Here is a 23061-nt window from a genome sequence, read left to right on the forward strand (position 1 = left end):
TGCTGTCATGCCCGCGTCACTCGTCGTGGGCATAGTTCGGCGTTTTGCGGCCCGCCGCTGCGGGTCGCCAGACGTTGGAGTGTGTCCATGCAGTTCGAAGTATCCCGCGTGCGGCGGGCCATCTTGCCCCTGTCGCTGGCTTGCGTCACCTTGTTGAGCGCTTGCGGTGGCAGCGACGACGACGATGAACCCGTCGCGCCCCCCACCCCGCCTGTGGTGACCGAGCCGGCGCCGCCGGTCGAGCCCACCAAGCCCGTCGAAACCGGCGCCTGGACCACGGGCGACCTGCACGTGCACACCTATCAGTCCGACGACGCGCAGGTCAGCCTGGAAAGCGCGCTGGACCAGGCCTTTGACCGCTACAAGCTGGACTGGGCGGCCATTTCAAACCACCTGCGGCTATCGGGACGCGACCATACCGGCACTACGCTGGCAGGCGGCGCCATCCCGTTTTCCACCGGCATGGCGCAGTATGAAGTGCCGTTCATCAAGACCGCGCAGGCCGCCGGGCGCTATGCCGACAAGATCATCTTCTCGTCGTTCGAATGGGACATGCCGACGCATGACCACGTGAACATCGGCATCGGCACCGACGACCCGCTGTCGGACAAGTCGCTGCAAGCCGTGGCCGAATTCGAATACCTGTTCACCAACCGCGCCCCTGCCCTGTTCGACCCCTTGCTGGTGTCGCGCCTGGCGGGCCAGACGCGCGCCTACACCACGCATGCCGATTCGCTGGCGGCGTTGGCGTGGCTGCGCGACAAGCACCCCGACAGCTACATGCTGCTGAACCACCCGTCGCGTTACGCGGGCAAGTACACCGCCGCGCAGCTGCGCGAAATGAACGACCTGGCGCCCGGCATCTTCTTCGCCATCGAAGGCATGGTCGGCAACCAGATGGAACCGGATCGCGGCGGCTACGCCACGGCCTACACCAACGCGTTCCTGCCCAACCGCACGTACGGCGGCGTGGACTATCTGGTGGCGCACCTGGGCGGCACCTGGGACGCGCTGCTGGGCGAAGGCCGACGCATCTGGACGGTGGCCGATTCCGACTTCCACTTCCGCACCGCCTCAGGGCTGTACAGCTCGGGCTACGCGCCGGGCGAATACGCCAAGACGCATGTGTGGAAGGACGGCGACGACATGAAGGCGGTGGTGGCCGGCTTGAAAAGCGGCCGGGTCTTCGGCGTGTTCGGCGACCTGATCGATGCGCTGGACTTCCAGGCGCAAGGCGCGGCCGGCGTCGTGCACATGGGCGGCGAACTGCAAGCCACGAAGGGCGAAAAGGTGGAAGTCACCATCCGCTTTCGCAGCCCGGACAGCAACCATTACGAATACCCGATCGAAAGCGGCAACCCCACCTACGTCAAGCCCACCGTCAACCACGTGGACCTGATCGTGGGCGACGTCGGGGCACGCGCCGCCGCCGGCACCCCGGGATATGACGCCGACACCAACCCGTCCACCCGTGTGCTGGCCCGCTACACACGCGCCGACTGGACGGTGGACGCCGACGGCTACAACGTCATCAAGACCACGATCACGGCAGACAAGAGCCAGTACCTGCGTTTGCGCGGCACCAATCTTGGCGTTGACGTTACCGGCGAGACGGCGGCCGGTGAACCGCTGCCCGACGCCAAGGTGGACCTGGCCGACAACGTCGCGCGCTTTAACGCGATCAACGCGCGCAACTACAACGACCTGTGGTTCTATTCGAACCCGGTGTTCGTGACGGTTGCGCAGTAAGTCCTGCACGGAGCGTAAAAAAAGCCTGGCATTTTTCAATGCCAGGCTTTTTGTTTACCGCAACGCTACCGGTTTACTGCAACGTGCGGGTGAACACGAATTCCCCGTCGCGCCAATCCACCGGCACGACATCGCGCGGCCCGAACTTGCCTTCCAGGATCAGGCGCGCGACCGGGTTTTCGATCTGCTGCTGGATGGCACGCTTCAAGGGGCGTGCGCCAAACACCGGATCGAAGCCGGAACGCGCCAGTTCCGCCAGCGCGGCCTCGGTGACTTCCAGCCGCATCTCCTGCTTTTCCAACCGGGCGCCAAGGCGGCGCAACTGGATCCGGGCGATGGACTCGATGTGCTGCGCTTCCAGCCCATGGAACACCACCACTTCGTCGATACGGTTCAGGAACTCAGGACGCAGGGTCTGCTTGAGCTCGCCCCACACCACTTCCTTGACCACGTCGTACGGCTGGCCCGCCAGGCTCTGGATGTGATGCGAACCCAGGTTGGACGTCATCACGATCACCGTGTTGCGGAAGTCCACCGTGCGGCCCTGGCCATCGGTCAGGCGACCGTCGTCCAGCACTTGCAGCAGCACATTGAACACGTCCGGATGCGCCTTTTCGACTTCGTCCAGCAGCACCACGCTGTACGGCTTGCGACGCACGGCTTCGGTCAGGTAGCCGCCCTCTTCGTAGCCCACATATCCGGGCGGCGCACCGATCAGCCGCGCCACCGAATGCTTCTCCATGAACTCGCTCATGTCGATGCGGATCAGGTGCTCTTCAGAGTCGAACATGAACTCGGCCAGCGCACGCGTCAGTTCGGTCTTGCCTACCCCGGTGGGGCCCAGGAACAGGAACGATCCATAAGGCCGAGCCGGGTCCGCCAAGCCCGCACGCGAACGGCGGATGGCGTCCGACACCAGGCGCACGGCCTCGTCCTGGCCGACCACGCGCTTGTGCAGGAATTCCTCCATGTGCAGCAGCTTTTCGCGTTCGCCCTGCATCATCTTGGACACCGGAATACCGGTGGCGCGCGAGACGACTTCGGCGATTTCTTCCGCCCCCACACGCGTGCGCAACAGACGCGGACGGCCATTGTCGCCCTCGGCGTTTTCCGCGGCCTGCGCGGCGCCCACTTCGGCGGCCTTCAGTCGCGATTCCAGGTCAGGCAGCTTGCCGTATTGCAGTTCGGCCAGCTTGTCGAATTGGCCCTTGCGCTGCAATTCCGCCATTTCGGCGCGCACGCTGTCGATCTCTTCCTTGATGGCCTGCGTGCCTTGCACGGCGGCCTTCTCGGCCTTCCAGATTTCCTCGAAGTCGTTGTATTCGCGTTGCAGCTTTTCCAGCTCGTCTTCGATGACGCCCAGGCGTCGCTTGGAGGCGTCGTCGGTTTCCTTCTTGACGGCTTCGCGCTCGATCTTCAGCTGGATGATGCGACGGTCGAGCTTGTCCATCACTTCCGGCTTGGAATCGATTTCCATGCGGATGCGCGCCCCGGCCTCGTCGATCAGGTCAATGGCCTTGTCGGGCAGGAAGCGGTCGGTGATGTAGCGGTGCGACAGCTCGGCGGCCGCGACGATGGCCGGGTCGGTGATTTCAACACCGTGGTGTATCTCGTAGCGCTCTTGCAGGCCGCGCAGGATGGCGATGGTGGATTCCACGTCGGGCTCGTCCACCAGCACCTTCTGGAAGCGGCGTTCAAGCGCGGCATCCTTTTCGATGTACTTGCGGTATTCGTCCAGTGTGGTCGCGCCAATGCAGTGCAGCTCGCCGCGTGCCAACGCGGGCTTGAGCATGTTGCCCGCGTCCATCGCGCCCTCGGCCTTGCCCGCGCCGACCATGGTGTGCAGCTCGTCGATGAAGACGATGTTGCTGCCGTCGTCCTGGCCCAATTCCTTGAGCACGGCCTTCAGGCGTTCTTCGAATTCGCCACGGAACTTGGCGCCGGCCAAAAGCGCCGCCAGGTCCAGCGACAGCACGCGCTTGCCGCGCAGGCTTTCGGGCACTTCGTCGTTGACGATGCGCTGCGCCAGGCCTTCGACGATGGCGGTCTTGCCCACGCCGGGTTCGCCGATCAGCACGGGGTTGTTCTTGGTGCGGCGTTGCAGGATCTGGATGGTGCGGCGGATTTCATCATCGCGGCCGATCACGGGATCCAGCTTGCCCTGGCGCGCGCGCTCGGTCAGGTCCAGGGTGTACTTGGACAGGGCTTCGCGGTTGGATTCGCCTTCGGCGCCGGACACGTTTTCGCCCCCGCGCACGGCGTCGATGGCGGCTTCCAGGGCTTTCTTCTGCAACCCCGCTTCACGCAGGATGCGGCCGGCCTCGCCTTTGTCTTCGGCCAGCGCCAGCAGGAACAGCTCGCTGGCAATATAGGTGTCGCCACGGCGCGCGGCTTCCTTGTCGGTGCGGGTCAGCACCGCGTTCAGGTCGCGGCCCACTTGCACGTTGTCGTCGCCCTGCACTTGCGGCAACGACTTCATCGCTGCTTCAAGCGCGGGGGTCAGGCGGTTGACCGCCACGCCCGCTCGCGCCAGCAGGCTGCCCGCGCCGCTGTCCGGGTCGGATAGCAGCGCAGACAGCACGTGCACGGGCTCGATATAGGGGTGGTCGTTGCGCGCGGCCAGACTTTGGGCGTCGGCCAGGGCTTGCTGGAACTTGGTGGTTAGTTTGTCGAATCGCATAATGGTCGTTTGGCTTGTTGGAGAGCCTGACCGATACGTGCCGGCTGGCTCGATACCCTGAATATGTGGCCGGATGACAAAATTTCAACACCCTGCCGCCCACTTCACTGCTTCGACGTGCGAGATAAACCGATTTATGAGCATATACGTTTTCGTCTACGGCACCCTACGCACGGGCGAAATCAATGATCTGGCGCAAGCCGCCGCCCGGCGCGGCCTGCCCGAGGCCCATTGGATAGGCCCGGCCACGGTGCCCGGCATGCTGGTCGACTTCGGCTCATGGCCCGGCCTAATCCCGGTGGATGACGGGCGGCGGGTGCGCGGCGATGTGTATCGGGTCGACCCGGCGCTGATCGCGCTGATGGACGAGATCGAAGAATACGTACCCGGGCAAGCCTGCTGTTTCGTGCGCCGGGAGACCATCGCGCGCCTGGATTCGCCCCTGAACGGCGCGCGGGACGTGCACTGCCAGTACTATCCCATTGATCCGTCGCTGCGAGCGTTGGCCGTGGATATCCCGGCAGACGACTGGATCGCCTATCGGCAATCGCGTCCGGCAACCAAGGGCACGTAAGACGCCCGTAGTAACAACCGACTACAATGCTTTTTGTCTTCACGCTTGTACACCCGTACGCGCCATTCCTGGCGCGACGGGCACTATAAAGGTCATCGTATGCAAAAACGGGTTCCCGTCGCCCCGGATGCCGCCCACTGTTCCACGTGTATGTTGGGCCACGTGTGTGTGCCCGTGGGCATGGCAGCCGCCGAAGTGGAAAAGCTGGACGAGCTGGTGCAAGAACGCGTACGCCTTGAGAAAGGCAAGATGCTGTACTCGCTGGACCACCCGCTTGATGCTGTCTATGGCGTGCGCTTTGGCAGCATCAAGACGCAGCTGGAAGACGCCACCGGCCAGATCCAGATCACCGGCTTTCACCTGCCGGGCGAAATCGTCGGCATGGACGGCATGCTTGAAGGCAAGCACGTGTCCGCCGCCGTCGCGCTGGAAGACTCCGAGGTTTGCGTCATCCGCCTGAACGAAGTGGATCGCGTGGCTGCGCACCTGCCCTCGCTGCAACAGCAGTTTCGCCGCCTGATGAGCCGCGAGATCACGCGGTCGCACCAGATGCTGGCCTCGTTGGGTTCGATGCGTTCCGAGCAGCGCCTGGCCGCCTTCCTGTTGAATCTGTCGCAACGCTATGCCTCGCTGGGCTATTCGTCGACCGAGTTCGTGCTGCGCATGAGCCGCGAAGAAATCGGCAACTTCCTGGGCTTGACCTTGGAAACCGTCAGCCGATTGTTCTCCCGATTCGCGCGCGAAGGCCTGATCAAGATCAACCAGCGCGAGGTCCGCATCCTGGACCTGCCCGCCCTGAAGCAACTGCTGGGCCACGAGGCCTGCTGAACGCCCGCCGCGCCATGCGACGCGCGCCTGCCCCGTCCGCTGCCCACGCCGCGCTCGCCAGCGTTCGTGCCGCCGTCGGCCCCACCACGCGCCCCGCCTCCTGGCGGGCGCTTGGCGTAGCGCTGGGCGTGTCGCTGGCCCTGGCTGCCTTGCTTGCGCCAAGGCTTGCCCCCGCGCAGACCCCCTTGCCCGACCCCTATGACTACGACGAAACGGTGCCCGCGCCCAAACGCGCCGCGCCCTTGCGTTGGCAGCCCGTTGAACTGGGCAAGCCGGGCCATCGCTACAAGATTCCCGTCTACGCCAACCGCAACCTGACCAAGGACGACCTGCGCGACATCAAGCAGGTGTTGATCGTGGTGCACGGCGTCAAGCGCGACGCCGACCGCTACTACGACACCGCCGCGCAGCTGCTGTCGCACAACCCCGACCGCGCCCGCGACACTTTGATTCTGGCGCCCCGGTTTTCGGGGTCGATCGACTCGGGCTTTGGCGGCATGGCCGCGTGGCGCAAATCCAGTTGGGAAGACGGCGAAGAAAGCATCCAGGCCAGCGGCCGCCCCGCGCCGGTGGCCTCGTTCCAGGTGCTGGACGACCTGCTGCGCAGCCTGGACGACCGCAAGCGCCTGCCCGCTTTGGCAGGCATCGTGCTGGCCGGCCACTCCGCCGGTGCGCAGCTGGTGCAACGCTACGCCATCCTGAACAACGTTGACGGCGCGCTGCGGCGCGATGGCCTGGCGTTGCGCTACGTCATCGCCAACCCGTCGTCCTACCTGTACCTGACCAACGAGCGCCCCCGCGCCGACGGCAAGGGCTATGCGCCCTACGAACGCGGCATCTGTCCCACCTATAACCAGTACAAGTACGGCACGGACAAGCTGCCCGCCTACGCCCGCGAAACCGACGATACCCGGCTGTTCGTACGCTACGCGGCGCGCGACGTCACCTATCTGTTGGGCGGCGCCGACAACAACCCCGAACACCGGCTGCTGGACAAGACCTGCGGCGCCGAAGCCCAGGGCGCCACGCGCCTGGCCCGTGGCACGGGCTATATCCAATACGAATATGTGCTGGCCGGGCGTGGCCCGAAACCCGTGCCTTTGCATCGCAGCAGCTTCGAGGTGGGCGGCGTCGGGCATGACAACAAGGGCATGTTCACATCGGTCTGCGGCGCCCAGGCGTTGCTGGGCAGCGACGCCCAGACGGACGATCGCGCCGCCGCGTGCGACATCATCAAGCCGCGCGGCAAATAGGTGGCAAACAGAGGCGGCCAACAGCCTCTATAGCGTGCCTGCCGCCGCGCTGTGCGATGCGTACCGATGCACGGCAATGGGGCGGAATGTGCCTTGGCCGCAAGCGGCATACCTGACTACATCCTTAAAGAATCGCCCTTGCCGACGCGTGCATTTCGCGGCGGCCAGGCGCAACATATTGCCCATGCGTGTTCCATTTCGCGGCTGACCTTGCGATCTTGACGGGCGAGGACTAGGCGCGCTCGCGTGTCCGGCGACTCCCCGACAAGCTCACCTTGAGAACAGTCATGACGCAAACGTATCTGGCCATGCCCGACGCAAAACGCCGCATCAAGGCCATCTTCATCGGCTCCATGGGCAACTTGGTCGAGTGGTACGACTTCTACGCCTACACCGCCTTTGCGCTGTATTTCGCGCCCGCCTTTTTTCCTTCGCACGATCCCGTCGTCCAGCAGTTGAATGCGGCCACGCTGTTCGCGGCCGGCTTCATCGTGCGGCCATTGGGCGGTTGGCTGTTCGGCCACCTTGCAGACCGGCACGGGCGGCGCCTGTCGTTGATGGTATCGGTGGGGATGATGTGCGTGGGCTCGCTGATCATCGCGCTGACGCCCACCTACGCCACGATCGGCTTGGCCGCGCCCGCCCTGCTGGCGCTGGCACGCGTGGTCGAAGGCCTGAGCCTGGGCGGCGAGTATGGCGCCAGCGCTACCTACCTGACCGAAATTGCCGACCCCGAACATCGCGGCTTTTATTCCAGCTTCCAATACGTCACGCTGATCGGCGGCCAGCTTTGCGCCATCCTGGTATTGCTGCTGTTGCAGAACGTGTTCCTGACGCATGAAGAACTGGTGCAATGGGGTTGGCGCATTCCGTTCGTGATCGGCGCATTGCTGGCCATCGTGACGGCGCTGATGCGGCGCGACATGCCGGAAACCGATTCGTATAAAGCGGCGCAAGAGGCACAAAAAGCCAAGCCCAGAACGAGTTCGCTGCGCGGCCTGACAAAGTACCCGCGCGAGGTCGCCATCGTGGTTGGCCTGACAGCCGGCGGCACGGCTGCGTTCTACACGTTCACCACGTATATGCAGACCTTTGTTCGCCAGACGGCGGGCTTTACCGACATCACCACCACCTACATCATCGCCGGCTCGTTGATCTTTGCCTTGATCCTTCAGCCACTGTATGGCGCGCTGTCCGACAAGGTAGGCCGCAAGCCGCTGCTGATTTTCTTCGGCGTTGCGGGCGCGGCGCTGACCGTGCCCATTTTGATGACCCTGTCGCACACCCGGTCCCCTTTCATCGCGTTCCTGCTGATCTGCGGCGCCTGGGTTTTCACGGCGGGCTACACATCGATCAACGCTGTCGTGAAGGCGGAATTGTTTCCCACCAACATCCGCGCCACGGGCGTGGCCGTGCCCTACGCCATTACCGTGTCGATCTTCGGCGGCACGGCGCCGGCCATCGCGCTGTTCTTCAAGCAGCAAGGCCACGAGCAATGGTTCTACTACTACCTGGCGGGCGTGATCTTCGTGTCCCTGCTGGTGTATGCCACGATGCGAGACACCAAGCATCAATCCGCCATGCACCGCCACGATTGACGTCAGGGAAATTCCCAATCACCGCCGGCTTGACGCCGGCTTTTTTCCGGGCGGATACTTAACCTTATGGTTAACTTAAACGATGACACGCTGGACAGCGTCTTTTCCGCCCTGGCCGACGGCACGCGGCGCCGGGTGCTGGCCGACCTGGAAAACGGCGCCGCGTCCGTCAGCGAACTGGCGCGCCCGCACGCCATGTCTTTGCCCGCCTTCCTGAAGCACCTGCGGGTGCTGGAAGACGCGGGGCTGATCGCACGGGCCAAGGACGGGCGCGTGGTCAGCTGCACCCTGTCGCCCGAGCCGATGCGGGCCGCATCCGACTGGCTGGCGCGCTACGAGAAGTTCTGGACCGGGCAACTGGATTCACTGGCCCGATACCTGTATCACGACGAGGAGATCCACCCATGCCCACCGACCCCATCCCGAACAAGCCCAGCGACAGCGCCGCAACTTCCGGCCGCGACCAACGCCGCAGCGCCGGCCGCGACGCCGACGCCAGCGCCCCGCTTGAACTCCGACTCACCCGACGCTTCACCGCGTCGGCCGAACGCCTCTGGCGCGCGTGGACCGACCCGCAAGCGCTAATGCAATGGTTCGGCCCCACCGGCACGCAGCGCGTGTTGCAGGCCGACACCGACGTGCGCGTAGGCGGCGCCTATGAAGTGGGCTTTGTGACGGAAGACGGCCAGGCGCATTACGCCAGCGGCGTGTACCAGGAAGTCGAACCGCAGCGCCGCCTGGTGTTCACCTGGGCATGGCGCGACACGCCCGACGACACCTCATTGATCACGCTTGAATTCACCCCCGCGCAGGGCGGCACCGAATTGGCCTTCCTGCAAACCCCGTTTGTCGATCAGCCCACCCGAGACGGCCACGAAGCCGGCTGGGCGGGCGCCATGGATCGGCTGGCGGATCACCTGGCAAGCGCCGTCTGAGTTGCCTTGCCGCCCGCGGGCCGGACCGGCCCGCCATCAGGAGCCGCATCATGCAGACAAATCACGCCGTCGTATCACGCCCCGAATGGGAAGCCGCGCGCCTGGCGCTGCTGGCCCGCGAAAAAGCACTGACCCGCAACCAGGACGCGCTGGCCCGCGAACGCCTTGAGCTGCCCTGGGTACAGGTCCAGAAGCGCTACCAGTTTCAAGGCGAGCACGGGCCGGTGGGCCTGGCCGATCTGTTCGCCAGCAACAGCCAGTTGCTGGTCTACCACTTCATGTATGGGCCGGATTGGCAGGAAGGCTGCGTAGGTTGCTCGTTCCTGGTCGACCATCTGGAGGCGGCAATGATGCATCTGCGCCATCACGACGTGTCGGTAGTTGCCGTATCGCGCGCGCCGCTGGGCAAGCTGCAAGCGTTCAAGCAACGGATGGGCTGGCAGTTTCCATGGGTGTCGTCCGAAGGTTGCGACTTTAATTTCGACATGCAGGCCTCGGTGGCCCAGGCTGACGGCAGCGTGCAAGAGCGATCAGGCATCAGCGCGTTTTTCCGTGACCCGGACGGTGAGATTTTCCACACCTATTCAACGTTCGAACGCGGCGTGGAACGCCTGGTGGGCGCCTACAACTACCTGGAATTCGCGCCACTGGGCCGTAACGAATCCGGCCCGCACTTCAACCTGGGCGACTGGGTGCGCCACCATGACCGGTACGACAACGCCCCGTCGGCCTGCCACGCGTGCGGCTAGCGCGGCGCGGGCGGCTAGCAGGGCGCGGGCCGCTACGCGGGCAGCGCGCGCCATGGCACGGCTATGGCTGGCTTGCGTGGCGGCCATGCTGATCGGGCTGGCCATCGACACACGCCAGACGCCCGCGCCCTTGCTCGCCAGCGAATGCGGCGCGCCGGGCACCTGGTGGGAGTTGGCGTGGCGGCATGCCGTCCTGATGCCCGCCACCAGCGTCGCGATGGCACTGGCGGCGCTGGCGCCCTGGCCCGGCGTGCCGTCGACCGGGGCGCGCATGTTGTGCGCCGCGCTGATGGCTGCCGGCATGGTGCTCGGCGCACGGCTGGGCGTGGGGATGGCGCTAGCGGCCGGCGCCGCGCCGTTTGTCGGCTTGGTACTGGGCATGGCGGCAGGCATGGCGATGGCGGTACTGCCTTTGGCCGCGCAGAGATGGGCTTAGGGCGTGCAGAGAGGGGCTTAGGGGGGTGCAGGGATGGGTTTAGGGCGCGCAGAGACGGGCTTAGGGCACGCAGAGACGGGCTTAAGGCACGCAGAGACGGGCTTAAGGCGCGCAGAGACGGGCTTAAGGCGTGCAGAGACGGGCTTAAGGCGCGCAGAGACGGACTTAGGGCGCGTATAGACGGGCTCAGGGCGCTCGAGCTTCCTTGGCTGCCTTCAGCGCCGCGCCCCGGTCAACGGGCGCGCGACCGGCGCCGTGGGCGCAAGCGGCTCGGCAAGCGGGGCCTGGATCTCAAGCGCCGAGGTCGCGCGGGCCACGCATGGCAGGATCCAACCCTCTTCCTTTTCGTCCCGCGACAACCCGGGCCACTGGACCGCGTACGTCACCGAGCCATCCAGCATCAGGCACATGCAGGCCCGGCACGTGCCGTTGCGGCACGAACTGGGCAGCTTGATGCCGGCCGCCTGGGCCGCCAACAGCACCGAGCTGTCCGCCTCGGCATCGAAACGCAGGCCGGACGGCTGGACCAGGACAGGGAATGCGGCCATGGCGACTGGCTTGCCGTGACGGCTAGGCGGCGTTGTCTTGCCAGTCCAGCTTCCACGCGCCCGACAAGACGTTTTGCATCCACAACACGCACGTCAAGGTCTTGGCGTCGGTGACTTCGCCACGGCTGCATGCAGCCAGAAGTTCGCTGGGGTCGGCGCTGATCACATCCAGGAATTCGTCCTGGTCCAGTTGCCTGTCGCCGGCGCGCAGGCCGCGCGCAAAAAAGATGTGGATGATCTCGGTGGAATAGGCAATCGCCAGATGCAACGCGCCGGCATGCGCCCACTGGTCGGCGGTATAGCCGGTTTCTTCAAGCAATTCGCGTTTGCCGCACACCAGCGGGTCTTCGCCCGGGTCGAGCTTGCCGGCGGGGAATTCGGTCATGACGCGACCGATCGGGTAGCGGAACTGGCGTTCAAGCAAAACCCGGCCGTCGTCAAGCAACGGAATCACCACGACAGCGCCCGGATGCACGATGTATTCGCGGGTGGCGGTGTGGCCGTTGGGCAGGCTGACGGTATCGCGGCGAACCTTCAAAAAGCTGCCTTCAAACGGCGCTTCGCTGTTCACCAGCGTTTCGACAAGATGCGTATCGCTAACGGAAGATGGGCGGGTCATGACGGCAACTGGGTCAGTTGAAACAAGCGGGCGGCGGGCCGCCCCGGGCAAGCTTTGCAGCTTACCATCGCCGCCGGGCGCGGCGCGTTAACGGGTCGCGCACGGGCTTGAACCCGCTTGTCTCAGGCGTCCAGCGCCGGACTGAAGCAAGGCATCCCTGCCCCCCCGGCGTCCTGCAACGGCGAGGCTTAGTCGAACTTGCGCCTGGCGTCCAGCGCCAGGCCGGCGCCGATGCTGCCGAACAGGTCGCCTTCCACGCTGCGCGCGCCCGGCACCAGGGCCGACACGGTCTCGCGCAAGCGCGGCACGCGGCTGGAGCCGCCAGTAAAAAACACCGTGTCCACATCGGCCGTGGCCACGCCCGCGTCGCGCAGCAAGGCCCCAACGGTGATTTCCACCTTTTCAATCAGGCGGCTGACGCAGGCGTCAAACGAGGCCCGCGTCACGTCCACGCCCAAGTCCGGGGCCACGCGCGACAGATCAATGCGCGCGGCCGGATTTTCAGACAGCGCGATCTTGGCCTCTTCCACCTGCACCGCCACCCAGTGGCCGGCACGCTGCTTCACCAGGTTCAACAGCAGGTCGATCTTGTCGCGGTCGCCGGCTTCGGCACGGATGTACGCAAAGTGCTCTGCCGCCTTGCGCGTGTAGGCCTGGTTGATGGTGTGCCAGCAGGCCAGGTTGCCGTATTGGGTCGACGGCACATCCTTGCCGCTACGCAACTGGCTGCCCAGCCCCAGCAAGGGCATCACGTGCGCCAGACTCAGTTGCTTGTCGAAATCCACCCCGCCGATATGCACGCCGCCGTACGCCAGGATATCTTCGCGCCGGTCCGCCTTGGCGGCGCGGCCCGGACCCAGCCGGATCAAGGAAAAGTCCGACGTACCGCCGCCGATGTCGATGACCAGCACCAGCTCTTCGCGGTCAATCTGCGATTCGTAGTCGAACGCGGCGGCCAGCGGCTCAAACTGGAATTCGATATCGGTGAACCCGACGCTGCGCGCGATCTCGCCCAGCGTATCCTGCGCGGTCTGGTCGGCGGTGGTGTTGTCATCAACAAAGAACACCGGCCGGCCCAGCACGGCGCGCGTAAAGTCCCGGCCGGCAGCCGTTTCGGCGCGCCGCTTCAGCTCGGCGATAAAGCGCGTCAGCAGCACGCGGAACGGAATGGAACGCCCCTGCACTTCCGTGGACCCGTCGATCAGCGAACTGCCCAGCAAGCTTTTCATCGAACGCATCAAGCGTCCGTCGTAACCCGCCAGATAATCGGAAATCGCCGCGCGGCCGTAGCTGACCTCGGCGTCTTCGTCATGGAAGAAAATGGCCGACGGCAAGGTGGTCTTGCCGTCTTCCAGGGCGAGAAGCGCGCGCTGATCGGGGCGGCTCCAGCCGACGGTGGAGTTAGACGTACCGAAGTCGACGCCGCATGCGGTGGAGATCATGGAGAATTCTGGGGCTGAAAGCAAAACGGCGGACAAGTGTACTCGCTTCACCCGGACGCAGCGGTCATGGTCTGTCCCTAAATGCGCCATTCGGCGACTTATGTGCGGCGGGGCCGGCCTGAACCGAAAAACTCAAACCGCACATCGGAACGGTACGAGATCGGGACTCCTTGCCGCCCCGGCCCCACGCGCGCGCCCGCGCTCATCAGCCTAGTTCTTCAAGATCCCGTCCAGCGAATGCAGCACGATGTCGGTGGTGCTGCCCAGGCTGAGCGCAAATGCGGCGTATAGGGCGGCCAGCAGTAGCGCGGCGCTGAGCCAGGGCGTCCACCAGGGCCATTGGCGGCCGACGCGATAGCGGCGGGATGCGATGTTGGTGCTGGCGTCTGTCAGGGCTTCCGGGGTTTCGCCGCGCAGTTCGCGCAAGGCGCGGTGCAGCTTGACGATGATGGTTTGCAGTGCCTCGTTCTGGTTGTGCTGCAAGCCGTACTTGCCTTTGAAGCCCAGGCACAGGCATAGGTATTTGAATTCCAGCACGTCGCGATAGCGCGCGGGGTCCATCATCATGCGCGAAAGGACCGTGAAGAATTTCTCGCCGCCCCAAGTTTCGCTGTGGTTCACGCTTAGCAGCGAGCGTTCCGCCCATGATGAATGCGCGCCCCAGGGCGTGCCCATCACGGCTTCGTCGATAAAGGTGCACAGCGCATAGCGGTACGCCAGTTGCGTGGCGCCGTCGTAGCCATGCTGGCGGATTTCTTCGTCCAGCGCGGATATCTGGTCGCGTACGGTGGCGTAGAGGTCTTGGATGTCGTCGTATTCGCTTAGTTTGCGCAGGCGGATCACCAGGCCGAACAGCGGCAGCGCGCCGTCCACCAAGGGGTTGTAGCCGTGGCCGCGCAGCTGAAAGCCCAGGTCTTCGTCGCGGTCGATATGGCCGATGGTGTCGTAGCCGATGCGCGCTTTGTCATTGATTTCGGGCGTGGCGGATGTGCGCAGGAACTTGCCGCTGGGACGCTCGGTGGTGGCGGGGGTCGTCATGTCATTGGCTCCTGATGGCCCACAGTTGCAATTCCATCTCGGGGTAGTCGCCGGCGATGTGCAGGCCGAAACCCGCGGTATCCCGAAGCATCTGCCAGGAAGGATGGCTGCGGTCGAACTGGAAATACGTGAACCCCGCGTGGAACGGCAAATGGCGCGGCGCGACCGGCAACGGCTGCAAGGGGATACCCGGCAGTTGCAGGCTGACCAGTTCGCCCAGCTTTTCCATCGACGCCACCTTGGTCTGCTGCATGAACTGCTGGCGCAACCGGTCCAGCGGCATGCGCGCGCGCACCGCCAGGATGAAGTCGGCGTCCGCATACAGCGCGCGGTCATGCACGGCGGCGGTTAGCACGCCATATTGCTGGCGCTCAATCGGCAGCGAGACGGCGCGCGGCTGCAACACCGTGCTTAGCGCGCGTCGCAGCGTGTCTTCCAGCATCCGGAACGATAGTCGGGGGTCGTCGTGCTGATAGGCCGGAAACTCTTGCGGCAAGCGCCCTTCGTCGGTAAAGGTGACCAGCTCGCCACACGCCTGGCTGAACGCGATGTACAGCTGTTCGGGGTGCACATGGCGCAAGCGGGACAGGTGCAAAAACCACGGATGCAGTCGGTTCAACACCAGCAGCAGGTTGAAGTCGGTGACGTCCGCCACGCCTGCCTGCCCCGGCGAGCCGATGCGTTCGGCAATGTTCTTGGCGCGTTCCCGCATCAGGCCCGCGATCTCGCCCAGGTAACGCTTGAGCGGCGGAATGGCGTTCAGCGACATGCCGGTGGGGTAGAACGCATCGTCCAACAGCAGGCTGCCGTCCGGGCGCCGATCCAGCAATCGGCACAGCGCCACGCCCGTGAACGCGCTGCGGTCCTCGCGTTCAAGCGTCAGCTGAAGGTTGGGCGCGGCCAGGTCCATCGACACGTAATCGCCTTCCTGGCTGTGCGTATCGCGCACCTCTTCGCTGCGTGTCACGTAGCGTGCCTTGGCATAAGTGTCCGGCCATTGCACTTCCAGCACGCCGTCCGAACGCAGCGGCAGGGTCAGGTAGACGGTCTGGTTGACGGACGACGTGTCGGTGATGGCCAGCGGCACGGGCGGCGGCTGGTCGTTGGGGATATCGAACACCGTGCCGTCCGGCATCACGCCTCTGGCCCGCACGATGGCGATTTTGCCGAAGCTCAGGTATTCCTGGTTCAGCTCCAGTTCGCTCAGCCCATAAAGGTGTTCGCTGACCCCGCCGATGCGTTGGTTCGCGTGGTGTTCCAGGGCGCGGGCCTGCTGCTGAAAGTGCTGGGGCTTGACGAACAGCCCTTCGTTCCAGATGACGGGGTTGCGTGTAGTCATGGTTGGGATCTCGGTTGCGACGCGCGAAAGCTCTCATCGACAATGCCGACGCGGTTGCCGTGCAACGTCATCAACAGCGCGTAGCGGCGGCCATTGGGTTCCAGTCGGAAAGCCTGCTTCCATACCGCGCCGTTCTGATCGTGGAAGTCGGCCACGATGGCGACGTAGCGGGTGTCTTTATCGATGCGGGCGAAGTCGATGAATTTGAACTGGCCCGGCTGCAACACATAGTCGTCCTGGCTGATATAGGTGCTGCCCAGCGCCTTTTTCAAATCCTTGGCCAGTTGCTCCGGGTCCGCGTTCAGCAGCAGCGAATCGTCTTTCAGTTGCAGCACCCTGAAGGCGATGGGGGTCGCGGCGCCGCGCGGCGGCGGGGCGGGATCGGCCGGTGGCAGGCTGGCCCCTCGGCTGTACTGGCCCAGCCCAAGGCCCAGGCCTGTGCCGGTGGCCGAACCCGTGCCCGTGTCGCCGCCCGTGGCGGAACCCAGGTCGCCCGCGCCCCCCATCGGCGACATCGCGCCGGGCGCTTCGGTCGCCGGCGCGCTGGCCAAGCCACCGCCCAGCGGCAAGGGCACGCCTGAAAAGTCCTGCTCCAGCACGTGCCGCCCGGAACCAAATTGCCGCCCCGGCAGGTAGTGCGCCGAAATGCCCGGCGGCACCGTCAGGTCGCGCGTGACGACGGCGCCCGTCGACGGACCGGACGCAGGCACGGACTTGGGGGGTGCATGGCTTGCCACACCCTCCACGCCCTGCGCGTCCGCCACGTCCGCCACCTCCGTCTCCTGCGCCACCTCGGCCGGATCACGCCACAACTTGGACGACCCGGTATCCACGCGCCGCAAGGGGTGCAAGGACGGGCGCCCCTCTTCCAGTTCCTCAAGCAGGCTGCGCAGGCTTTCGATCAGCTCCTGGCGGTCGCCGCTTTTCAGCTTGACCTCAAGCGGCCCCTCTTCACGGTTGGACGCGGGGTCCGGCCCGGTATCGGCGCTGTCGTCCGGCATGCTGGCGGGGTTGGGGTTGACGTCGGCGGCGGCGTACAGGCTCAGGCCGACCAGCGAGGGCTGTTCATCGGGTGGCCCGATCGGAATGGACGGGTCCATCAGAATCTGCCCCGTCTTGGACAGCACATCGCCCACCGTGCCGCAGGCAGTCAACAGCGTGGACAGCAAGACAACGACAACAAGCCGCTTCATTCGGCCTCCGCCCGCAACACCCGGTCGTACGCCTGCTCGAACACGTCCCAGAACAGTTTTTCAAAGCCGCGTTGGCGTGTGGATGCCAGCTCGTCGTAGTAGTGCGTGTACATGCCCCACGCCCAGCCATCGCCGCCGCCCGCGTCCGATGCCTGGTCGGGGCGGTAACGGTTGAAGCGTTGCAGCAGCAACGCCGGCGCCAGGCTGCGCAATACCGCGTCCAACCCGGCCTGGATCGCCAGCGTGACCGCGCCGTGGTGCGCGTGCAACTGCGCCAGGCTTTCGTCGACCGCCGCCTTGGGCGACAGGTGCACCACGCTGCGATCGGTGGCGAACATGGCGCGCACCGTGTCGGGATAGCTCAGGCCCAGTCGCAAGGGGTTGTCTTCAATCGGTTGCAGGCTGCGGCCCAACAGCCGCCGTGGCTGCGCGGCGTCCGGTTGCTCAGCGTAGACCCGGGCGATGCCGCGAATGGCGGCATTAAGCGCCTGCCCGGCCTCGTGCAACAGCGCTTGTCCGGCCTGCGCGTCCAGCGGCCCCAGCGGCACCTCCAGCCCTTGCATCAACAGCTCGGCGGCCTCGGTCGGATCGCCCACCATGGCCTGCCGGTTGTTCAGGCGATACGGTTGGGGCGATGGTTTATGCAGGGACTTCGGCATGGAAACTTCTCCGGGAAATGGCAAGGGAGAGCCGGTCACGGGCGACCCCGTCACGGCTTCGAATCGCGTGGTGGCAAGGTCTGCCTGGGTCGGCGCGGCCGAGCCGCCGCGGCGCACATCCCACGGTTCCATCACCACGGGAGGCGACGCGGCGGCGCGCTCGGCGGCATCCAGCGCCCGCAAGGGGTCGCTGTCGGCACGCGCGTCAAACGGTGTGCTCAGCGCCAGAAAGTCCGCGTCCACAGGCGCTGGCGCGGCGTCTTGTTCAAACACGTAGGAACCGGCGGGCAAGTCGTCATGGCCGCTGGACTCGCCTTCCAGGATCTCGCCTACGCCGTACTGCGCCAGGTGCCGCGCCGGGTCCAGCAATTCCTGGTGCGGATGATTCAGGTGCACGGTGATGTGGTACGGCCCTATGTGCAGGACGTCGCCGTCACGCAGCTTGGCGGCGACCATCTTGCCCAGCGGCGCGTCGGCATCATTCACGCGCGTCTGGCCGCTGCGGTCCACGACGCAAAAGGCGGCATCGCGATAGACGATTTCGCTATGAATCGGGTCGACGCGTCCGCTCTTGTCGGGCAGCGTCCAATCGGCGCCACGTCCCCCTATCGTGCCGCCGGCGGCGTCAAAACTGTGACGCGGCTTGCTGCCGTGAATCAGGGATCCGGGGTTGGCGACAACAAGCGCCAACGCCGTGGGCAAGGTTGCGGTAGCGGTCATAGACGGGCCTTGATACGAACGGTGAATGGTCGGCGCGCCGCCGTGTGCTGGACAAAGCTGGTCCAGCCCAGGTGGGCGCCGGTGTCGCGTCCCAGGTTGAAGGGCGGCACCTGGTCATGCCGCAAGCCCAGCTCCAGGTCATAGGCGGCGGGGTCGCGCAACAGGAAGTCGATCAGCTTGCGCAGCCGTTCAAAGTTCTCGCCGCTGGGCAAAAATTCACGGAACCGCGCCTGATCCAGATCGCCGATCACAATGGAGAACTTGCTGTAGCGCGTGCGCACCCGCCCGCCCACCACGAAGCTGTCGCCCAGCACTCCGTTGCGGCGTCCAAGCCGCAAGCGCTGGCTGTCCGCCACATGCATGTAGCGCTGCTCGAACTCGCGCACGCCCACGTGCTTCAGGTCAAAGCAATGCGCGACAATGCCCGACACCACCTGCGGTGAGCGGCTGCGGCTGGCGATAACGCCGGCAAAACTCAACAGCCGGCTCCAGGGGATGGGCGTGGCGCCGCGCAGTTCGACGTCGCCCAGGCCCACCATGGCAAACACATAGCGAGAAAACCGATCCCGCGCTTCCCGCCGGAACCTGACGTAGTAGCGGTATTTGCGCCACGCCTGATGCAGCAGCGTCAACAACCGATGGTTGAAAAAATCCAGAAACGCCGGGCGGATGCCCACGCCTTGGCCGTACTCGTAGGCCAGCCGGTCCAGGTAGTGGCCGGGCAACGGGGAGTCCGGCCCGTGCAGGCCGAAGAACGTTGCCTGCACGTGGTAGTCGGCGCGCGCGCCGGCAGGCATGCGTTCCGCCAACGCCACGTCCGATGCGGGAAACCCCAGCCCCGCGTAGCTGCTCAGGCGCACACGCTGGCGCTCGGGCTCGTGGCTGTCCCGGGACTCCAGGTCATCGTCATGCAGGCCGTGCAGTTGCTCCAGCAACCGGAAGAAGTCGTAGTTCTTCGCATCGGCCAGCAAATGGTCCGCTAGATCAGCGGTTGTCTTCCTGTTTGCATCGGCCATTCGTAGTGCTCGTTGTTACCGGTGTTGGCGGCTTCCAGCAGGTGGAAGGAATTGATGCTGGCGTACAAGGCAAAGAAGTGGCTTAACACCGTGCCGAACAGATACAGATCGCCCTCGCAGAGAAACGCGGCGGGATCCAGCTTGAGCCGCGTCTTCAGGCCCCGTATCGGCAAGCCCTTCATGAGCAGGTCGGTGGGTTGCGTGACGGCGTCGCCGATTCCGTCCAGCCGCTTGCTGCCGGCGCGCGCATGCTGGATGTCATGCAAGGCCGCGAAGTCATAGGCACGCAAGACAGCCTTCAGCGGTTCGGTGGACAGCAGCGACAGATAATTCAGCGACAGGTTTGAAATCAGCGTCCACTGCAACGCGCCGTCCAATACCGGCCGGTACGGCGCGGTCGGGCGCACGATGTTGCTGTAGGTGGCGAACGTGGGCGTCGTCTGCGTCTGCACGCAGATATCGCCCACGCCCAATGCCAGCGGCAAGTCTCGATTGGTGCACGTCAGCGCCAGCGAGACGGTTTCGTCTTCGTCGATGTAGTCGGTTTCGTCGCCACGGATAAACGCAATGCGATGCGCGACGCCCTGCTCGCCGATGGCGTTTTCGATGCGGCTGCGGTAGTACAGCGCGTGGCGGCCGCGTGCGTGTTCGATTTCATGTTGCAGCGATTCAAACGGATGAAACGTGCGCAGGTAGCGGCCGCGCTTGCCTTCGGCGACTCTCTGCCAGCCAGTGACTTCGTCGATGCTGAATATTTCGCACGCGTCGGCGCGGTGGCCGCCGGGCAACAGTCGCTGGTCCACCGCGCGCCCATTCAGGTTGATCGGCTCGGCATCCTGCTCGAACAGATTCACCGCGGGCGCGCAATACAAGGCCAGATCACCGATGCGCAGCCGGATGTCGGCGGGCATGGGCCGCGTGAAATGGAACTCCAGCCGCACGCGTTCGGTCGTGGCCTCGGGCCACAACGAGCGCAGCGCATTCAGGCTGAAGAACAGGAAGCGACGCGGGAAAATGAAATATTCCTGAAGGATGCGATACCCATCGAAGACATTCCTGGGATACGGCAGCAGCGATTCTTCGGGCGCAAAACCGGGAAACGTGACCTGCCGGGGCGAGAGCGTGCGCGTCTGCCCCCGGCTTCCAGGCGGATTTCGCCCAGGTAGCAAGACAGCCACAGGTACAGCGTCATGGCGGTGGTGTCGTCGCCCGACAGATGAAAATCCAGTTTGTCGCAGTCGAAGGTATCGATGGCATTTCCCGCCAGCGGCGCCAGATCGACGCGCATGATGGATTTCTCGCGCGTATGCGCATCGCTGACCTCGACGATTTCCAGCGGATAGATCACCACATCCGTGCTGGTACGAAACTGGCAACGGGTGCCATCGACCGGCCGCGACAGCACGCGCGTGCCCTTCGGAATCACCTGCCGCGTCGTGATCGCGCGTTCGACCGGGTTGAACCGCATGATGGTCGCGCTGGGCAAGGGCCGCAGGTAATTCGGCCAAAGCAGTTGCAGCAGCGAATGGGTAAGTTCCGGCAGGTCGTCTTCGATCTTCAGGCGCAGCTTGGCCGTCAGGAATGCAAAGCCCTCTAGCAGCCGTTCCACGTCAGGGTCGGCGGCCTCGTCCCCCAAAAACTGCGACAGCTGTGGGTTGTCACGCGCGAACTCGCGTCCAAGCCGCCGCAGGTAATCGATCTCTTCGCGAAATTTTCCTCGCAACGGCATGTCGTCCCGCCTCCGTGGCACCGCGCTCAAACAACCCGGGCGTACCGGTCCTGATGGTGAATCACCAGATCGATCTCCACTTGTTCTTCGTGGTTCATGACCGGCACCAGGCATTCCAGCCTGAAGTTCAAACTAAGGGGTTGGGCAGGGTCCGGCCGCGAATGCACATGCAGGACCTTGATGCGCGGTTCAAAAGCCAGAACCGACGCGCGGATGTCCTGGCTGACGTGCGCGAGCAAGTCGGCGCTGCCCATCGCGGCGTCGTTGAAATCATGCAGCCCCAACTCGGGGCTGCTCATCGAGCAGCCCCGCCGGCTATTGAGGATGCGTTCCAGGTGACGTTTGATGGCGTGGATACGTTCGGCGGCCAGCTCCTGCCGGGAACGGGTGCGCCGGGGCTGGGCGTCCGGCACCAGCCGTTCAAACAAACTGCCCTGCCCCCGCGACCTGGGCATCCGCCTGCCCCTTTATTCCTTGTCCAGCCTGCCAACCAGCGACAGCTCGAAGTTGGCGCCCATGTACTTGAAGTGCGGACGCACCGCCAGCGACACCTGGTACCAACCGGGATTGCCATCGATGTCCTGCACCATGACCTTGGCGGCGCGCAGCGGGCGACGGCTGCGCACATCGGCGGACGGGCTTTCCTGGTCGGCGATGTACTGCCGCAGCCACGTGTTCAGTTCGCGCTCCAGATCCTGGCGTTCTTTCCAGCTGCCGATCTGCTCGCGCTGCAATACCTTGATGTAGTGCGCCAGGCGGTTGACGATGAACATGTACGGCAGTTGCGTGCCCAGCTTGAAGTTGGTCTGCGCGGCCTGGCCTTCCGGCGTCTTTTGGAACAGCTTGGGTTTTTGCACCGAGTTGGCCGAGAAGAACGCGGCGTTGTCGCTGTCCTTGCGCATCGTCAGCGCGATGAAGCCCTCTTCGGCAAGCTCAAATTCCTTGCGGTCCGAGATCAGCACTTCGGTGGGGATCTTGGCCTGCAACTGACCCAGCGATTCGTACAGGTGCACCGGCAGGTCGTCCACCGCGCCGCCCGACAAGGGGCCGATGATGTTGGGGCACCAGCGGTACTTGGCAAAGCTGTCGGTGATGCGGCTGGCCAGCAGGTACGACGTGTTGCCCCACAAGTAGTTCTCGTGAGCCCCGTCGATGGTTTCGCGGTAGTTGAAACTGTTGACGGGATTTTCCAGCGGGTCGTACGGTTGGCGCAGCAGGAAGCGCGGCATCGTCAGGCCCAGGTAGCGCGCGTCTTCGGATTCGCGCAGGCCGCGCCACTTGGTAAAGCGCGGGCCTTCGAAGATGTCTCGCACTTCCTTCAGGTTGGGCAGTTCCTGGAAGCTCTTGATGTTCAGGAACTCTGCCCCGGCCGCGGCCAGGAACGGCGCGTGCGACATGGCGCCCACGGAAGCCACATAGGCAAGCAGCTTGATGTCGGGCGACGACGGGCCGAACGTGTAATTGCTGACGATGGTGGCCACCGGCTCGCCGCCGAACTGGCCGTAGCCAGCCGTGTAGACCTGCTTGTACAAGCCGCTGCGCGTGATGTCGCCGGCGCCTTCAAAGTCTTCCAGCATTTCGTCTTTGGTGACGTGCAGGACTTCGATCTTGATGTTCTCGCGAAAATCGGTACGGTCCACCAGCAGCTTCAGGCCGCGCCAGGCCGACTCCAGCTCTTGCAACGGCGCCTGGTGCAGGATGGCGTCCATTTGCAGACCCAGCTTGCGATCGATCTGCGCAATCATCTGGTCGACCAGCTGCTTGTTGACCTGTTGTTGCGGTTCTTGCGTTCGTAGAATTTCCGAGATGAACGCGGCAACCCCGCGCTCGGCCACGGCATAGCCTTCGTGACTGGGTTCGATGCGGGTCTGGGCCATGATCTGCTCCAGCAACCCGATCGACGGCTTATCTTCCAACTTTGCGGCGGCTTGGGCCTTCATGCTCATATCCTTTGAT

At 64.7% G+C, this 23061-nt stretch carries 19 protein-coding genes and 2 pseudogenes; 9 read left to right on the forward strand and 12 right to left on the reverse strand.

Annotated features, from left to right (window positions below):
• The first annotated feature begins 87 nt into the window (after positions 1 to 87).
• Entirely contained in the window at positions 88 to 1749 is a 1662-nt protein-coding gene (locus tag DVB37_RS16985; RefSeq protein WP_120156269.1) for an S-layer protein, read from the forward strand.
• 73 nt (positions 1750 to 1822) lie between these two features.
• Here the strand turns inward: DVB37_RS16985 and clpB are convergent, their stop codons facing one another.
• On the reverse strand, positions 1823 to 4429 hold the full coding sequence (gene clpB, locus DVB37_RS16990) for an ATP-dependent chaperone ClpB (RefSeq protein WP_046804749.1): 2607 nt from the start codon (positions 4427 to 4429) through the stop codon (positions 1823 to 1825).
• Positions 4430 to 4565: 136 nt separating this feature from the next.
• On the opposite strand from clpB, the gene DVB37_RS16995 reads away from it, so the two are divergent.
• From DVB37_RS16995 to DVB37_RS17030, 8 genes and pseudogenes are all read left to right on the forward strand, one after another.
• A complete protein-coding gene (locus DVB37_RS16995) occupies positions 4566 to 5003 on the forward strand; it encodes a gamma-glutamylcyclotransferase (RefSeq protein ID WP_120156270.1) in 438 nt (145 codons plus the stop codon).
• Positions 5004 to 5102: 99 nt separating this feature from the next.
• Positions 5103 to 5831: a helix-turn-helix domain-containing protein gene (locus tag DVB37_RS17000; protein WP_046804751.1), complete on the forward strand. Its 729-nt coding sequence runs from the start codon at positions 5103 to 5105 to the stop codon at positions 5829 to 5831.
• A 14-nt stretch (positions 5832 to 5845) separates the two neighbouring features.
• A complete protein-coding gene (locus DVB37_RS17005) occupies positions 5846 to 7084 on the forward strand; it encodes a hypothetical protein (protein ID WP_104144393.1) in 1239 nt (412 codons plus the stop codon).
• A gap of 287 nt (positions 7085 to 7371) precedes the next feature.
• Positions 7372 to 8682 (forward strand): MFS transporter, encoded by a 1311-nt coding sequence (locus DVB37_RS17010; protein WP_046804752.1) that lies wholly within the window; start codon positions 7372 to 7374, stop codon positions 8680 to 8682.
• Between the two features lie 66 nt (positions 8683 to 8748).
• On the forward strand, positions 8749 to 9267 hold the full coding sequence (locus tag DVB37_RS17015) for a metalloregulator ArsR/SmtB family transcription factor (RefSeq protein WP_120156271.1): 519 nt from the start codon (positions 8749 to 8751) through the stop codon (positions 9265 to 9267).
• Positions 9255 to 9617: pseudogene (locus tag DVB37_RS17020) on the forward strand (SRPBCC domain-containing protein); the annotation flags it as partial. The gene DVB37_RS17015 and the pseudogene DVB37_RS17020, both read left to right, overlap by 13 nt.
• A 50-nt stretch (positions 9618 to 9667) precedes the next feature.
• A complete protein-coding gene (locus DVB37_RS17025; RefSeq protein ID WP_120156272.1) occupies positions 9668 to 10366 on the forward strand; it encodes a thioredoxin family protein in 699 nt (232 codons plus the stop codon).
• A gap of 52 nt (positions 10367 to 10418) precedes the next feature.
• Entirely contained in the window at positions 10419 to 10802 is a 384-nt protein-coding gene (locus DVB37_RS17030) for a hypothetical protein (RefSeq protein ID WP_162941236.1), read from the forward strand.
• A 215-nt stretch (positions 10803 to 11017) separates the two neighbouring features.
• Here DVB37_RS17030 and DVB37_RS17035 read toward each other — a convergent pair whose 3' ends face one another.
• The 11 genes and pseudogenes from DVB37_RS17035 to tssC all read right to left on the reverse strand — a co-directional run bounded on the left by DVB37_RS17035 (position 11018) and on the right by tssC (position 23045).
• On the reverse strand, positions 11018 to 11350 hold the full coding sequence (locus tag DVB37_RS17035; protein ID WP_120156273.1) for a 2Fe-2S iron-sulfur cluster-binding protein: 333 nt from the start codon (positions 11348 to 11350) through the stop codon (positions 11018 to 11020).
• 22 nt (positions 11351 to 11372) lie between these two features.
• Entirely contained in the window at positions 11373 to 11969 is a 597-nt protein-coding gene (locus DVB37_RS17040) for an NUDIX domain-containing protein (RefSeq protein ID WP_120156274.1), read from the reverse strand.
• A gap of 188 nt (positions 11970 to 12157) precedes the next feature.
• A complete protein-coding gene (locus DVB37_RS17045) occupies positions 12158 to 13411 on the reverse strand; it encodes an Hsp70 family protein (protein WP_046804759.1) in 1254 nt (417 codons plus the stop codon).
• Positions 13412 to 13621: 210 nt separating this feature from the next.
• Positions 13622 to 14449 carry a type IVB secretion system protein IcmH/DotU gene (gene icmH, locus DVB37_RS17050; RefSeq protein WP_082134626.1) on the reverse strand — a complete coding sequence of 276 codons (828 nt, stop codon included), beginning with the start codon at positions 14447 to 14449 and terminating at the stop codon, positions 13622 to 13624.
• A 1-nt stretch (position 14450) separates the two neighbouring features.
• Complete coding sequence (tssK, locus tag DVB37_RS17055; RefSeq protein WP_046807001.1) at positions 14451 to 15788, reverse strand: type VI secretion system baseplate subunit TssK; 1338 nt, start codon at positions 15786 to 15788, stop codon at positions 14451 to 14453.
• Positions 15785 to 16981, reverse strand: coding sequence for a type VI secretion system lipoprotein TssJ (gene tssJ / locus DVB37_RS17060; protein ID WP_120156275.1), 1197 nt, complete (start codon positions 16979 to 16981; stop codon positions 15785 to 15787). Before tssJ ends, tssK begins: the two co-directional genes overlap by 4 nt.
• A complete protein-coding gene (gene tagH, locus DVB37_RS17065; protein ID WP_120156276.1) occupies positions 16978 to 18360 on the reverse strand; it encodes a type VI secretion system-associated FHA domain protein TagH in 1383 nt (460 codons plus the stop codon). Before tagH ends, tssJ begins: the two co-directional genes overlap by 4 nt.
• Positions 18357 to 19376 carry a type VI secretion system baseplate subunit TssG gene (tssG, locus tag DVB37_RS17070; protein ID WP_046807007.1) on the reverse strand — a complete coding sequence of 340 codons (1020 nt, stop codon included), beginning with the start codon at positions 19374 to 19376 and terminating at the stop codon, positions 18357 to 18359. Before tssG ends, tagH begins: the two co-directional genes overlap by 4 nt.
• A pseudogene (gene tssF / locus DVB37_RS28960) lies at positions 19340 to 21219 on the reverse strand (type VI secretion system baseplate subunit TssF). Before tssF ends, tssG begins: the two are co-directional and overlap by 37 nt.
• The gene (gene tssE / locus DVB37_RS17080; protein WP_205571568.1) at positions 21132 to 21533 is read right to left on the reverse strand and encodes a type VI secretion system baseplate subunit TssE; all 402 of its coding nucleotides are present in this window, start codon (positions 21531 to 21533) and stop codon (positions 21132 to 21134) included. Before tssE ends, tssF begins: the two are co-directional and overlap by 88 nt.
• A gap of 39 nt (positions 21534 to 21572) precedes the next feature.
• On the reverse strand, positions 21573 to 23045 hold the full coding sequence (tssC, locus tag DVB37_RS17085; protein ID WP_205571569.1) for a type VI secretion system contractile sheath large subunit: 1473 nt from the start codon (positions 23043 to 23045) through the stop codon (positions 21573 to 21575).
• Positions 23046 to 23061: the final 16 nt, after the last annotated feature.

The sequence above is a fragment of the Achromobacter sp. B7 genome, from assembly GCF_003600685.1.
Taxonomy (GTDB): Bacteria; Pseudomonadota; Gammaproteobacteria; order Burkholderiales; family Burkholderiaceae_B; genus Achromobacter; species Achromobacter spanius_B.